This window comes from Aeromonas sp. s1(2024) (genome assembly GCF_040908005.1).
GTDB lineage: Bacteria > Pseudomonadota > Gammaproteobacteria > Enterobacterales > Aeromonadaceae > Aeromonas > Aeromonas caviae.
In genome coordinates this window covers 1-11,950 of sequence record NZ_JBFOCW010000020.1, presented here as the reverse complement: position 1 = coordinate 11,950, position 11,950 = coordinate 1, and the positions used below count along the sequence as shown (strand labels likewise).

Annotated in this window: 19 protein-coding genes; all 19 read right to left on the bottom strand. The window is 60.3% G+C overall.

What is annotated here, in order from left to right:
• Positions 1 to 95: GpE family phage tail protein (locus tag AB5Y70_RS05785; protein ID WP_368175972.1), on the bottom strand; the 95-nt coding region annotated here is incomplete at its 3' end.
• An 8-nt stretch (positions 96 to 103) separates the two neighbouring features.
• Entirely contained in the window at positions 104 to 388 is a 285-nt protein-coding gene (locus AB5Y70_RS05780) for a phage tail assembly protein (RefSeq protein WP_104452360.1), read from the bottom strand.
• A gap of 80 nt (positions 389 to 468) precedes the next feature.
• Positions 469 to 987, bottom strand: a complete 519-nt coding sequence (locus AB5Y70_RS05775) for a phage major tail tube protein (protein ID WP_104452361.1) — start codon at positions 985 to 987, stop codon at positions 469 to 471.
• 9 nt (positions 988 to 996) lie between these two features.
• Positions 997 to 2,169, bottom strand: coding sequence for a phage tail sheath protein (locus AB5Y70_RS05770; RefSeq protein WP_368175971.1), 1,173 nt, complete (start codon positions 2,167 to 2,169; stop codon positions 997 to 999).
• Positions 2,170 to 2,375: 206 nt separating this feature from the next.
• Positions 2,376 to 4,292: a phage tail protein gene (locus AB5Y70_RS05765; protein WP_368175969.1), complete on the bottom strand. Its 1,917-nt coding sequence runs from the start codon at positions 4,290 to 4,292 to the stop codon at positions 2,376 to 2,378.
• A gap of 2 nt (positions 4,293 to 4,294) precedes the next feature.
• Positions 4,295 to 4,912: a phage tail protein I gene (locus AB5Y70_RS05760; RefSeq protein ID WP_368175968.1), complete on the bottom strand. Its 618-nt coding sequence runs from the start codon at positions 4,910 to 4,912 to the stop codon at positions 4,295 to 4,297.
• Complete coding sequence (locus AB5Y70_RS05755) at positions 4,909 to 5,808, bottom strand: baseplate J/gp47 family protein (RefSeq protein WP_368175967.1); 900 nt, start codon at positions 5,806 to 5,808, stop codon at positions 4,909 to 4,911. The genes AB5Y70_RS05760 and AB5Y70_RS05755 overlap by 4 nt, the downstream gene beginning before the upstream one ends.
• Entirely contained in the window at positions 5,805 to 6,176 is a 372-nt protein-coding gene (locus AB5Y70_RS05750; RefSeq protein ID WP_270821271.1) for a GPW/gp25 family protein, read from the bottom strand. Before AB5Y70_RS05750 ends, AB5Y70_RS05755 begins: the two co-directional genes overlap by 4 nt.
• Positions 6,173 to 6,745: a phage baseplate assembly protein V gene (locus AB5Y70_RS05745; protein WP_368175966.1), complete on the bottom strand. Its 573-nt coding sequence runs from the start codon at positions 6,743 to 6,745 to the stop codon at positions 6,173 to 6,175. Before AB5Y70_RS05745 ends, AB5Y70_RS05750 begins: the two co-directional genes overlap by 4 nt.
• Before the next feature lie 1,136 nt (positions 6,746 to 7,881).
• Complete coding sequence (locus AB5Y70_RS05740; RefSeq protein WP_368175965.1) at positions 7,882 to 8,364, bottom strand: phage virion morphogenesis protein; 483 nt, start codon at positions 8,362 to 8,364, stop codon at positions 7,882 to 7,884.
• Positions 8,346 to 8,816: a phage tail protein gene (locus tag AB5Y70_RS05735; RefSeq protein WP_123246919.1), complete on the bottom strand. Its 471-nt coding sequence runs from the start codon at positions 8,814 to 8,816 to the stop codon at positions 8,346 to 8,348. Before AB5Y70_RS05735 ends, AB5Y70_RS05740 begins: the two co-directional genes overlap by 19 nt.
• Complete coding sequence (lysC, locus tag AB5Y70_RS05730) at positions 8,791 to 9,036, bottom strand: Rz1-like lysis system protein LysC (protein WP_368175970.1); 246 nt, start codon at positions 9,034 to 9,036, stop codon at positions 8,791 to 8,793. The genes AB5Y70_RS05735 and lysC overlap by 26 nt, the downstream gene beginning before the upstream one ends.
• On the bottom strand, positions 8,927 to 9,400 hold the full coding sequence (lysB, locus tag AB5Y70_RS05725) for an Rz-like lysis system protein LysB (protein WP_368175964.1): 474 nt from the start codon (positions 9,398 to 9,400) through the stop codon (positions 8,927 to 8,929). Before lysB ends, lysC begins: the two co-directional genes overlap by 110 nt.
• On the bottom strand, positions 9,390 to 10,211 hold the full coding sequence (locus AB5Y70_RS05720) for an N-acetylmuramidase domain-containing protein (protein ID WP_368175963.1): 822 nt from the start codon (positions 10,209 to 10,211) through the stop codon (positions 9,390 to 9,392). The genes lysB and AB5Y70_RS05720 overlap by 11 nt, the downstream gene beginning before the upstream one ends.
• Positions 10,208 to 10,516: a phage holin family protein gene (locus AB5Y70_RS05715; protein WP_368175962.1), complete on the bottom strand. Its 309-nt coding sequence runs from the start codon at positions 10,514 to 10,516 to the stop codon at positions 10,208 to 10,210. Before AB5Y70_RS05715 ends, AB5Y70_RS05720 begins: the two co-directional genes overlap by 4 nt.
• A 1-nt stretch (position 10,517) precedes the next feature.
• Positions 10,518 to 10,880 carry a putative holin gene (locus AB5Y70_RS05710; protein ID WP_041214915.1) on the bottom strand — a complete coding sequence of 121 codons (363 nt, stop codon included), beginning with the start codon at positions 10,878 to 10,880 and terminating at the stop codon, positions 10,518 to 10,520.
• 15 nt (positions 10,881 to 10,895) lie between these two features.
• Complete coding sequence (locus AB5Y70_RS05705; RefSeq protein ID WP_180344887.1) at positions 10,896 to 11,126, bottom strand: TraR/DksA C4-type zinc finger protein; 231 nt, start codon at positions 11,124 to 11,126, stop codon at positions 10,896 to 10,898.
• Between the two features lie 2 nt (positions 11,127 to 11,128).
• Positions 11,129 to 11,332 carry a tail protein X gene (locus AB5Y70_RS05700; protein ID WP_025327452.1) on the bottom strand — a complete coding sequence of 68 codons (204 nt, stop codon included), beginning with the start codon at positions 11,330 to 11,332 and terminating at the stop codon, positions 11,129 to 11,131.
• Positions 11,332 to 11,802 (bottom strand): head completion/stabilization protein, encoded by a 471-nt coding sequence (locus tag AB5Y70_RS05695; protein WP_139737919.1) that lies wholly within the window; start codon positions 11,800 to 11,802, stop codon positions 11,332 to 11,334. Before AB5Y70_RS05695 ends, AB5Y70_RS05700 begins: the two co-directional genes overlap by 1 nt.
• Positions 11,803 to 11,950 lie beyond the last annotated feature (148 nt).

Here is an 11,950-nt window from a genome sequence, read left to right as displayed (position 1 = left end):
TCAACGAGGCGTTGGTGCCAGCCCATCAGCTCGCTGATCTCCATGGCCGCCATCTCGGACGGCGGCCAGTGGGCGATGATGGCGATCTCTGCCATCAGGTCATCTATGCAGTGAGGTAGGCCTCCTGCTGCGAGCCCATCAAAAAACCGACCACCACTACCCCGGCTTTGAGCAGGTCAGCCGGGTCCATGTCGTTGACTTCCTTTTCGGTCAGGTCGGTGATGCGGGGCAGCAGTTTGATGAGGGTATCCACGTTCATCTGGACGATGTCCATCGTGTTGAGCCCGCGCAGGTGGCCCGCCTTCTTGGGGCTGCGGATGATCAGGCTGTTGAGGGTGTTCTCGCCGCGCTGGATCGGGGTGTCGAGGGTGATTTCTTTCTGTTCCATGGTGCTTGTTCCTGTTGTGGATGTGGTGAGGGCGGCACTTTCTGTTGGGATAAGGGCCGCCCGTTGGGTTGTTGGGTGGGTTAGAGGCCGATGGCTTTGCGGTGTTCGGCCATGCGGTCGACGCCGTCGGGGCCAATCTCGACCATGTTGATCAGGTCAATCTCGTGCATCACCCGGCCGTTGATGGTCTCTTTGTAGTAGGTGTTGACCATGCTGACCTTGGCCTGGGTGTTGTCGCCTGCCTTGAGGGTGCCGCGGTCGAGCTCTTTGAAGCGGCCACGACAGACGATCTCGACGGCGACCACTTCGCCGGTGTCATCACGCTGGACTGATCCGGCAAAGCGCAGGCTGGTGCCGTCGGCTTTGGGCTCACCCATGCAATTCAGCAGGGGTTCGCCGTAGCCGCCGAAGGTGAATGAGACATCGAGGGCGCTGTCATCCAGCCCCATGTCGATGTTGACAGCACCCCCCATACCGCCGCCGCGATAGGCTTCAAACTTGCGGGACAGCTTGGCCGGGGTGAAATCTTCCGCTTCACCGACCCAGTTATCGCCATTGAGGAAGACGTTCAGGCGTTTGAGTTTGCGTGGCAGTGCCATGGTGGCTCCTTATGCGGCGGCCGCGACGCGGGCGCCGAAGTCGATGAGGTAGGTGTCGGTGATGCGCTGGATGAAGCCGAGGTCTTCGAGCGGCGGCACCGGGGTGTAGTTGTAATCGATGCGCAGCTTGCCGGCCTTGAGGGTGTCTTTGTCGTTGAGCTCCTCGTTGTACCAGCAGTCAAAACCGAGCAGGTAACCGCCTGCCACCAGTTCGCGGCCTTTGGCCTTGATGCCCTCGACGATGTCCTTCACCAGGGTGGGGGTGAGCGGTTTGTCGTTGGCCCACATGTGTGCCTCGGCCATGGTGTCGGCCAGGATCTGGGCGGTGCGGGTGTAGTTCTCGAAGGCGAACAGCGGGTCATCGGAACAGGTGCGGTTGCCCCAGTAGCGGAAGCCGTCCGCCCGGATCAGGGCGGTGACTTCGCTCGCGTTGAGCAGGCCGACCTCGGTGTCGGGGTCTTGCAGATCCCAGAACAGGGCCTTGGTCATGCCATCGACCCCGGTCACGCCGACGTTCGACAGGGTCTTGTGCCAGCCGATCTCCTTGTCGATGAATGCCCGCATGGCGGCCGCCTTGAGGCAGGCATCGAGCTTGATGCTGGCATTGGCGGCGGTGTCCCAGGCGGTCCAGTCGCCGTGGATCGGCATCAGTTCGCGGCTGGAGAAGTTCTCGCGGTAGGCGAGCGCCGCCTCGACGGTGTCGGCAATGGTTGGCACATAGGCGAAGGCGCGCAGCTTTTTGGCCGCACCCGCCAGGGCAGTGGCGATGGATAGGGTGCAGTTGTCCGGCACGCAGAGGATGCGCGGCTTGACGCCCGTGACCGGGGCGGCCCGCTCCAGCGCCTTGAGGCCGGTATAGCTGCCATCCGGCAGTATGGTGCCGATGATGTTGCTGGTGAGCTCGGCGGCGTCGGCACCATCGGCCACACGCACGGCGATGACGATGGTGTTGACGGTGTCATAGATGGTTTGCAGCGAGCGTTTGAGGTTGCCGGTGCTGCCCGCCTTGGCGATGGCCGCCGGCAGGTTGGCAATCAGCACGGGTTTGTTGAGGGGGAAGTAAGCGGCATCCGCATCGCTGCCGGTGCAGATGATGCCGATCACCGCCGTGGCGACGGTGCGGATGGTGCGCGTGCCCTCGTTGACTTCCACGACGCGCACGCCGTGGTGAAATTGGTCCAGTGCCATAGGTTCTCCTGTTGTCCGGACGGAGCATTCTGTGCGTAGGTAATGCCTGTGATGCGAGCAGGGTCAGGATGCAGGGGCAGGGGATGTCTGGCGAGCGGCGGCCAGTGTGTGAGGGCCGTACACACTGGCGAAGCGGTGACAAGGTGACGGATGACGGCAGTCACGAAACACCCCGCACAGGCGGGGTGGTTGGCGGTGAATCAGTCGGTGAAGTAGCTGATGGTAAATGCCAGCCTGGCATTGTCCGACACGCTCACGACATCGGCATAAGGTTGTCCTGGCGCCACACCTCGAATGATGGCGAATGGTTCACCTTTAATGCAGTCGATCACAAATTGGCGGGATGTATCAGGGAGGTTGACACCAACAATCATGCCTATCGCCCCTGATTGTTCCATGATGCTGGATGATGTCGGGAAGGGCAGGTTTACGCCTATGTACCCATCCATCGCAGGGTCTATATTTTTTACTCCCATGGCTACCTGAGCAATAACCAACCGTCCCATCTTCACATAGTGGCCATGGCGATATTCATATTCATTCTGGCCTGAGTGGCTGTACCCAGCAATTGATGGTAGCCATGTGCCATGAACCCCCGGTTCCAGTGCTGCTTCAGAGACTCCCAGCAGTCCATTTAGTTGCCTGACGACATGTTCGAAGATGGCCTGATGACCGGCATCATTGGGGTGTACCCCATCGATATACATATTGTTTTCAAGCAGGTCGAGCGATGAGCAATCGATCACCATCACCCCCAGCTCTGCGGCAAGCAGCCTAATGGATGCAGCGTATTGAATGTGGCGGGCTTTTGCGGCTGGCCAGATATGTTCATCTGCGATCGGTGGGATCATGATGGCGACGACATTGTCGCCATGATTGAGGGTGACCGCGATATTTTTGATGTTGGCTTTCAGCTGGTCTGGCGTGGTGGCTTTACCACTGTTGTAGATATCGTTGGTGCCCAGAGCAATGATGAACAGGTTCTTTTTTGATTCGAAAAATGCCCCCTGTCTTTTGATTGATGCCAGCCGTTCCGGTGTATTGAAATCCGTACTTGATGCGCCCGAGAAGGCCATTCTGTTGATGTGGATCCGCTCATCTGCATGGTTCAACCTGATTAGGCCTGTCAGCGTCACATCACCATCAACGGCCTTGATAGTATGGCGGCCGTAACCTCGACTGGCATAGAGTGATGGGAATGTCAGGGCATCCACTATGTTCTCCCCTGCACAGTCGATGGTTTTATAAACCACGCCATCCTTCATGAACTGGAGCTTGCCTGCCGAAGGGGTGCGGTTGAAGTAGACCTCGACAAACTCGAAGTCGCCGTAGAAATACAGAGATGACAGGTTTTCCATCAAGAGTGCTTTGCCTATTGGCCCGGCATCGGTGATGGATGCAGGGCCACTTATCTCGACGCCATATTTGCCGGAAATCTCAAAATTGGAGATGATCTCGGCATCCTGTCCCTGCTCCATGTCCATGATCATTTGGTAAAACATCGAGTACCAGGACTGGGGAAAACTGGATGCGCCAACGCCCTCTGTGATGCTGTCACCCAGTACGTTCACAGAGCCGTAGGACGCCTTGATCAGTTGCAGGCAAGAGTGCAAATCTTTGAAGTTTCTGAGAGCCGTTTTTTCTTTCTCTTTATCAATGGTTTGGCTCAGGTATGCCCGTGACACCATTGCCTGTGACGGGTCGACTATTACTTCCACACTTGCCGAGTTACCGATGGCAATGACCATTTCCAGTGTCATTGTTCTGCCTGAACCCTGTGCCATCACTGACTTGTAGCTTGCGGGAGTATTGGCGACCGCGATCAGGTCGCCATCTGCATCGAACAATCCCAATTCATAGACCCACCACCCCCCTACTGTTTCGGACAAGAACATCTCGGCGATGCGTTGATTCGGGTTGTTGGGATCGACTTCCCATGAATTGATATCTGTCCGGTAGACTTCATTGACGAGGGTGGTCTGTTCCTCGTTCGGTGTGGTTTCAGCACCGTTCCCATCACCCACCGCCATGTGAGTAATGCGCAGAGGAGTGGCGCCCGCAGCCATGGCCAGCTTGTTGATGCCTGTCTGAGTCAATATGGTTTTGTAAATCTGCATGGTTACTCCTGTGTCGGTAAAATGCGCAGAGACTCATTGATGACCGTTGCGCAGCCATAATTTGCACCGCCGCTGGTCGCAACGGTTTTTAGCTCTGGATGGATTGATATTTTGTCGCCTGCCATGACTTCCGCCCCGATCGATGACCCTCCATTTGACTGCATACTCATGTTGATGCCCGTGATATGCCGGGTCATTGGCTTGGCGTTGTAGATCAGGTTCTCTATTTCTTCGTGTAGTTCTTCCGAGATACCAGAGCCGTTTAGCCTCAGATCGATACTGAATGTGCCAGGGGGGTTGTCATGTTCCGTTTGCCACCATTCCACCACGTCAACCAGAAACCCCATTGGCTCAATGACTCGCCTGATTGCACCCACGGTGCCCTTGCGGCTGTGGACGAAGTAGCTATTGGCGATGACCTGGCGCTTGGTGGCCTCAGGCCATTTGTCATCCCAACGGTCGACGCTCCAGCTGGCGGCCAGATAGGGCAGCAGGTGGGTGGGGCAGGTCCAGGGTGACCAGAGTGAGCGGAACGGGATCGGCAAGGCCTGGGCATTGGCACCCGCCGTTGCCAGGCTGCGCTCGGTGCGGGTGGTACTGGGCGGCAGGATGGCACTCATGGCGCTCGCTCCACGGTGAAGCCGGTGCAATAGGCGGCCTGGGTAGGACTGGGGGCGATGTCTGCCCAGCCGATCAAATCGACCTTGCGCACGCCCTGCACATGGAGGGCGGCATCAATGGCAGAGCGTGGCACCTCGACCCCGATGCGGCGGCGCGGGTTGATAAAGGCTGCGAGCTGGTCACGGGCTGCCTGCAGGATCACATCTGCCTCGGCCCCCTGGCTGCTGATGTGCAACTGGGCGGTGATGGTGTAGGGGAGGATGCCGGCTGCCTGCACGGTGAGCCGGTCGGCCACCGGCCGCTTGTCTTCGTGGCTCAGGGCAGCGTCTACCTTGGCAATCAGCGCCGCATCGGCGGTGCCGTCCCCCTCGGTGCTGAGGATGGTGACCAGCGCCTCGGCTGGGGTCGGGCTCGATCCTTTGGCATCGGCGACCTTGCCATCCGCCGAGAGGGCGAAATACTCATAGGCCCCGGTGGGGCCCGCCACGCTCAAGCCATCCCACGCCATCAGGGCGCGCAGGATCAGCGCCTCGTCATCTTCCTTGATTTCTGGCACCGGCGGGGTGGCGGTGTCATCACCCGGCTGGATGATGAGCCGCTGCACCTTCCAGTTAGCCACCAGGTTGTCGAGGTCGCTACCCTTGGCCCAGGCCAACATGTTGGCGACGGCGGCATCGTTGATGCGTTGGCGCAGGATCAGCTCACGATAGGCATTTTCTTGCAGCAGCTTGGTGATGGGCTCGGATTCGAGCGCCAGGGTGGCGGCGATGGCTGCCTGTTGGTCTGCCGGATAGAGGCTGACAAAATAGGCCTTGCGCTCGGCGAGGATGGTCTCGAAATCGAGCACCTCGATCACATCGGGCTGCGGCAGTTGAGAGAGGGTGATGGTGCTCAATTGGCGGCTCCTGTGGGAATGGCAATAGTGGCGCTCTCTGTTCCGGTACCCGGCGCGCCGCCGTCCTTGCGCTGCCAGGTGAGCTCGACGGTAAGGGCGCCATCCATGCCGCCGCCCAGCACATCGACCCGGGTGATGGTGATGCGGGGTTCCCAGTTGATGAGGGCCTGCACGGTGGCGGCCATCAGGCGCAGGCGGGTGGCCTGATGCTGTGGCTGGTCGATGAGGTAAAACAGCTCGCTGCCGTAATCGCGGCGCATGACGCGGGATCCCACCGGGGTGATGAGGATGTCGCGCACCGACTGGATGATGTGGTCGGTGGCGCTGATGGCGCGGCCAGAGGCTGCATTCATGCCGAGCCAGTTCATTGCGGGCCCCCGGAGGTGCCGCTGCCGGTGCTGACATTTCCGTGCTTGTGGGTGGTCACCTCGATGCCGCCGATGGTGGCGCTGGGGGCGGTGATCTTGCCGCCCGCCTCGATGGTTGAACCGACCTTGAGCGCCTGGGTGCATTCCACCATGGGGGTGATCAGCTTGACGGTCACCGAGGCCGAGAGGGTGGCGCGCTTGATGCCGCTAGCATTGAGCGCCCCGGTGGCCGGGTTGTACTCGATGACGGCGCCATCGCTGTATTCGGTGCGGTCGAGATCCGGGTTGTCATCGCCTGCCAAGGGTTCTGGGAAGGCAGCGCAATTGATGGGGCCGACGATGTAGGCATTGCGCAAATCGCCGCTGACCGAGAGCATCAGCACCTGTTCGCCAATGGAGAGGCGATGGCGGGTGCGATTCCTCCCGGCCCGCGCAGTTGCGTAGGGCCGCCAGTTGGTGATGAGGTCGCCTGTCTTGACGCGACATTCCCCTGATCGCACGGCGGTGACGGTGCCGATGCGGATCAGGTTGTCGATCAGGCGTTGGAGTTCAGTCGGGGTCGGTTGCATGGGGCCATTGTTTTGGGCAATGGCGAGTAAGGCGAGGGGCGGCCAGTGTGTACGGCGCTGGCACACTGGCGGGGGCAAATCTGGCCTGCACGAGTAATGGCTAACAGCTCTCAGCTGCGTTCATAAAACACTCAAGCCAAAGACTTGAAAACTAGCGTTCTCATCCCAAGATACTGTTTTGTCGTGACTACCCGCGACAAACAGGTAAATCAGGTGTCCCTCATATCTGTGAGTCTGAGATATGACGAGACACAAGAGTAAAAACGTAAGTTCAAGTACGCATAAGCGTTCGAAACCTAAGTCTGATAACAGGAGACACGAGAAAGGTGTTGCAGCTGATCAAGTTTCTTGGCTGCAAATCGTGAAATCTGAAATCAAACGATGGCTCGTCCGAGAGGCCCTTACCTGGATTTTTGACTCGCTACCTGAGTCAATTCAGGATTGGTTTCAGGAGCTGGTTAAGAGGTGGTTCGCTTAGCCTTCGTTGCCTTGGCAGGCAGCAAGGGTTTTAACAACAGGAGAGCATTATTGAGTAGAAACGAGACGACATTTCGAAAGTGCAGGAGCACATGCAATCACAATGAAACATGTTCAACAACTTCAAATCCATCAGCATCGATCTAGGTAACTAAGACAATGACAACTTTACTCGTTAGCCATTGGGCGTTAGCTAAGTTCTGATTTCTGTTCCACTGGAGGAGACGCCAAATCTTCCAGTTAAGGTTGAGTCGGCCAAAGCAGTGGCGGGCTTATACGTAGGGTAGATTTTTGACCAATGAAGCTTAGGACTGAAATTGGAATTATTTGTCACAAAACGTTCTGGCCATCGGCACCCAATAGACCTCGATAAAATTCACAGGGTCTTGGACTGGGCTGCTGAACGATTGGATAGGATTCAGTCTTGCCAAGAGCAAGCTCTGAATTCCTCCAGACTGGATTGGTTACTTCCTTGGGAAGTGCAAGAACGCCCTCCCGCCAAATGGCATGGGTGGTGGCAAGATTTTTTCCGTATTTTCATTCTTGAGGTCAGGCGGCGTCATGAGACGATACATGAACCCCCTTTTCTCTTTGGTTTAGCAAAACTGCTTGAGGTATCGTTCAGGCAGGTTCGACCGCCCTAGAACAGCACAGTTGTCTTACTTTCCCCCTCTGATTATCCGACTACCTTTCTGTCCCAAATGCATCAGTAGCAAGCTTTCAAGTTGCCCCACCTCTTGTTCAGTGATCCCGAGCAGTTCCCTCGCCGGATATTGCACCTCTCTGCCCTTAATTCGTTCCTTTAACCCGTAGTGATGAGTGTTGACAAGCCGGTTGGCGGTGCCGACAAACTCGACTACGGCTTGATGTTCATTGGCGCGGGCCTTGAGCCAGGACGGGTTACTGATCTTGAAGAACATCTTGCGGCGCAGGCGTCCCCGGTTTTTTTTCAGCGTGGGCTGAGGCTTGCGCGGGGCCATAGGGCTGCCATCGGGCTGGACGTTGGCGCGGATCCGCAGGGCCTGGCTGGTGCGCAAGGTGCGGGCCATCTCGCCCGCCAACTGACGGCGGGCGGCGGGTTCCATGCTGGCCAGCAGGCCATCGGCCCAATGGGTCAGGCGGTTCAGGTCGTCGGCGGCCATGGCTGATGCTCCCCGTTGATAAAGAGTTCCCAGGTGATGCCGTCATAGGGGTCTTCCGGCGGCTCTGGCAGGTGCTCCCAGCCAATCCCCTGTTCGTTTTGCCACACCCTGACCCGCTCGGTCAGCTTGACGGTGATGATGAGGTCCATCAGGTCATTGGCGAGGTATTCCGCCTCGAAAGTGATGCCCTCTTTGCGCTGCTCGTCGTTGGTCATCAGCTCGGGCTGGTGTTGGCGCAGCCAGGCCAGCAGCGGCACCATGATTTGGTCCGGGTGGCCGGCAAAGTCCTCGATGCCGATGGTGAGGGGGTATTGCCACTCGAATGAGAGCGAGCGTGCGCCGGTGCTTTCGACATTGCCCGGGGCGATGAATATGTGCAGCTTGTCCGGGTTGGTCTTGAGGTGGGGCACGCAGCGGGTCAGTACCTCACGGATCTGTTTTGGTTTTTCCATGCTCCCTCCCGTTCTGGTGGCGTTGCTGGCAGGCGATAAGGCTGTCGACCTGGGCGGCGCAGGTGGCCCAGGCGGCCTCGGTCTGGGTCAGCTGATCCATGAGGTCGCCGTTATTGGCCGGGCTGGCGGCCGGCAGTCGGCAGGGCGCCGGGGCGGGACAGGTGAGCCTGATAATCTGCGGCGCCGGTGAGGGTGGGGCGCTGGAGCAGCCTGATAACAGGATCAGGCAGAGGGCGATCAGCCCACTCCTTGAGTTCAGCATTTTCACGTTTGAGCCTCTTGATGGTGTCAGCCCGGTTGGCGGCCGTGATGGTCAGATCGCCAAGCTGGCGTTGCAGCGTGGCGGCGGCGGTTGCCTGGGCGTCCAGCTCGCCGGTGATGGTATCGATCACCCCGTCTTTGAGTTTCTCCCGCTGCTCGGCCTCTTTGGCCTTGTTGCTGGCGGCCTTGAGGTCGCTTTGCAGGGTGGAGACTTTGCCCTCAGCCTTGGCGGCAGAGCGGGCCGACCAGCCCCAGCCAGCCAAGGCAACGGCTAGGGCCAGCAGCAACCAGGTGAGGGGGGAGCGCAGGAGGCTACGCCACATCCGCCACCTCCTTCACCGGATAGACCTTGGCAAAGTGGTCATATGTTTTGGCGAGCTTGGTGTCGTAGTCATTGTCCTTGTAGGCCGGGCCGTTGTAGCGGCGGGCAAAGTCAGCCCACTTGCGACCCTGCAGGGCCTTGTGCATGGCGGGATCTTGCTGGATGTAGCGGCACAGGGCGGTGAGGTGGTCCACTTCGCTGCGCTGCATGGCGGTCTGCCAGTCGCTGGCCGAGGCAAAGCCCAGCGCCTGCCAGTGGAAGCCCATGATCTGGAACATCCCCCAACTGGCCGACTCGATGGCGGCATCCCGGTGCAGGCTGATGGCGAGTTGCAGCCGCTCCCACTCGGCCGCCCCACCCGCATAGCCGCCGCGCTTGGGGTTGACCAGGTTGGGGTAATGGGCGGCCATCTGGTCGGCGGCGGCCTTGCCCAGGTGCTGGGTGAGCTGCTTGTAGAACACATGCCGCTCGAATAGCACCACCGGGCGCATGTCGGTGGTGAACCCCTCGCCGATGCTCTCGACCTGGGCGACGGTGGCCATGGTGGCCAGCGGCAGGCCCAGCAGGTCAGCGCCAGCCTGCATGTCGCCGATGCGCAACTGGTTGCCCCGCTCGCTGCCGAGCAGGGCGGCCAGGGTGCGGGGGCCAGCCTGGCCGATGGCGGTGATCATGTAGTCCCGCTGAAAGGCGAGCAGGGCGCGCTCGGTGGCATCGCCAAACCAGCCATCCGGATCGAGCGGATAACCGGCTTTGGCCAGGCGACGCTGCAGGTCGGCGACGGCGGCGCCGGTATCCCCTTTTTTCAGGCTCATGGTTGAAACCTCCCGTTCAGATGGCTGGCGGTGGTCGGTTGCTGGCGCCGCCGTGGCAGTAGGCGCATGACGGATCCGCGGGAACCGATCAGGGCGGTGAGTACGACAGAAGCCAGCAGGACGGCGGCTGGGTCAGGAGCGGGCAGTGCCCCGATCAGGGCACGCAGGGGCACGGAACCGGCGGCGAAGGTGAGCAGCCAGGCCAGCACGGCAGGGAGGGGGCGATAGTCGCCCCCGTTGCGGTTGAAGGTGGCGATACGCAGCGCGATGGCGGCGCAGATCATGGCGTAGGGGATGGTTAGCATGTCAGCCCCCTTTGCGGAGTTTGAGCAGGTCTTCCGGCGTTTTGCGCAGGATCCACTGCAACAGGTGGACGGCCAGCGCCGAGGCGAGCATTGCGCCGACAGCCCTGGGGACCTCGACGCTGAGCGGCAGCACGCTGGCCAGCATGGCGGCAACCAGCGGCGCCGCCAGTGCCCCCGCCACGAAGGCGGCAACGAACAGGCCCGCTTTGCGCAGGTTGCCCAGCTCGGCGGTGGTGGCGATGAACACCAGCGCCCCGGCGAATGCACCGAGCAGGACGCCGGGGTCTACGCCCGGGAAGAGGGACAGCAACGCCAAGGCGCTCAGGGTGCTGGTTGCTGCACTGGATGAAATGGGTTCTGGCATCGTGCTCTCCTGTTTTTATCGTTTGCTGCCGTAGTGGCGAGCGGTTTGAAATTCGTGGATGGTCTGGCACTCGGCGCAGCGTTCGCAGCCCCGGATCGCTTCACGGCGCGCCTGCGGGATGGTGTTGTCGCAGTCGATGCAGTAGTGCGGGCCGGTGCCACTGATGCGGGCGGCGTGGATGCGGGCAGCGAGTTGCTGCTCGCTGATGTCGGCCAGTCGTTCGAGTTCGTCGTCGAGGCGGCTCATGGTCAGTCCCATAGCTGGATCAGCGGCTGCTCGGCCTGGGTGGGGGCCGCTGGCATTGTGATGAGGGTTCCGGTCGGGAGGATGGGGCCGAGCGCGGCCAAACCGGGGTTGAGTGCGAGCACCTGCTCGGTGATGCCTGCTGTGTAGCCGTAGTGCCGGAACAGGATGAGGTCGAGGGTGTCACCCTGTTGGCTGCGCAGCTCCATCAGATGAGCGCCACGGTGATGTGGGTGGTACCGAGGATGTCGCGAATGGCAAAGCGGGCGTCGCGGTAGAGGTCGTCAGAGCTGATGATTTTGGCATCGGCCCCTTTGACGCCATCACCGGTGGCGCTGTAGTCGGTGTAACGCTCCAGCAGGTTGGCGCGGGTCATGGCATAGACGGCGCGCCGGTAGCTGTGCAGGTACGCCGATTCGCCATTGATGACCTCGCCCGGTACGGCGGCCAGGGTGGCGACCCCTTCTGCCTCACGGGCGCGGCGCCAGTCAGCCAGATCCCGGTTGACGCTGGTGATGGCGTCGATCACGGCATGCTTGAGGCGGGCCGTGGTGACGGTGCCATCGAGCCGGACGGTGTCGCGCAGGTCAGGCAGCGAGATCGCCGGCCAGAAGGGGCTGGAGTCTATCTCCCCTTCGGCTGGCGACGTGGTGGCATTGGCAATGAATCCGGTGCTCATGGTGTTCCTTTTCCGCTTGTTGGGCGGTGGTCGGGCCGTCTGGTATGCGAAACGCATTCGTCAGGCCCGAGCCGCCCAGGGTGCGGGGTTCGCTCGGTTAGCTGCCGCCGCCGGTGGCGTCGGGCTGCTGTTCTTTTTTCAGTTCGCG

Coding starts and splice junctions, on each gene's coding strand:
- AB5Y70_RS05695 (WP_139737919.1), bottom strand. CDS start 11,802: ATGAGCACCGGATTCATTGCCAATGCCACCACGTCGCCAGCCGAAGGG.
- AB5Y70_RS05745 (WP_368175966.1), bottom strand. CDS start 6,745: ATGCAACCGACCCCGACTGAACTCCAACGCCTGATCGACAACCTGATC.
- lysB (WP_368175964.1), bottom strand. CDS start 9,400: ATGTGGCGTAGCCTCCTGCGCTCCCCCCTCACCTGGTTGCTGCTGGCC.
- AB5Y70_RS05735 (WP_123246919.1), bottom strand. CDS start 8,816: ATGGAAAAACCAAAACAGATCCGTGAGGTACTGACCCGCTGCGTGCCC.
- AB5Y70_RS05765 (WP_368175969.1), bottom strand. CDS start 4,292: ATGCAGATTTACAAAACCATATTGACTCAGACAGGCATCAACAAGCTG.
- AB5Y70_RS05705 (WP_180344887.1), bottom strand. CDS start 11,126: ATGAGCCGCCTCGACGACGAACTCGAACGACTGGCCGACATCAGCGAG.
- AB5Y70_RS05740 (WP_368175965.1), bottom strand. CDS start 8,364: ATGGCCGCCGACGACCTGAACCGCCTGACCCATTGGGCCGATGGCCTG.
- AB5Y70_RS05715 (WP_368175962.1), bottom strand. CDS start 10,516: ATGCTAACCATCCCCTACGCCATGATCTGCGCCGCCATCGCGCTGCGT.
- AB5Y70_RS05750 (WP_270821271.1), bottom strand. CDS start 6,176: ATGAACTGGCTCGGCATGAATGCAGCCTCTGGCCGCGCCATCAGCGCC.
- AB5Y70_RS05710 (WP_041214915.1), bottom strand. CDS start 10,880: ATGCCAGAACCCATTTCATCCAGTGCAGCAACCAGCACCCTGAGCGCC.
- AB5Y70_RS05775 (WP_104452361.1), bottom strand. CDS start 987: ATGGCACTGCCACGCAAACTCAAACGCCTGAACGTCTTCCTCAATGGC.
- AB5Y70_RS05720 (WP_368175963.1), bottom strand. CDS start 10,211: ATGAGCCTGAAAAAAGGGGATACCGGCGCCGCCGTCGCCGACCTGCAG.
- AB5Y70_RS05700 (WP_025327452.1), bottom strand. CDS start 11,332: ATGGAGCTGCGCAGCCAACAGGGTGACACCCTCGACCTCATCCTGTTC.
- AB5Y70_RS05760 (WP_368175968.1), bottom strand. CDS start 4,912: ATGAGTGCCATCCTGCCGCCCAGTACCACCCGCACCGAGCGCAGCCTG.
- AB5Y70_RS05780 (WP_104452360.1), bottom strand. CDS start 388: ATGGAACAGAAAGAAATCACCCTCGACACCCCGATCCAGCGCGGCGAG.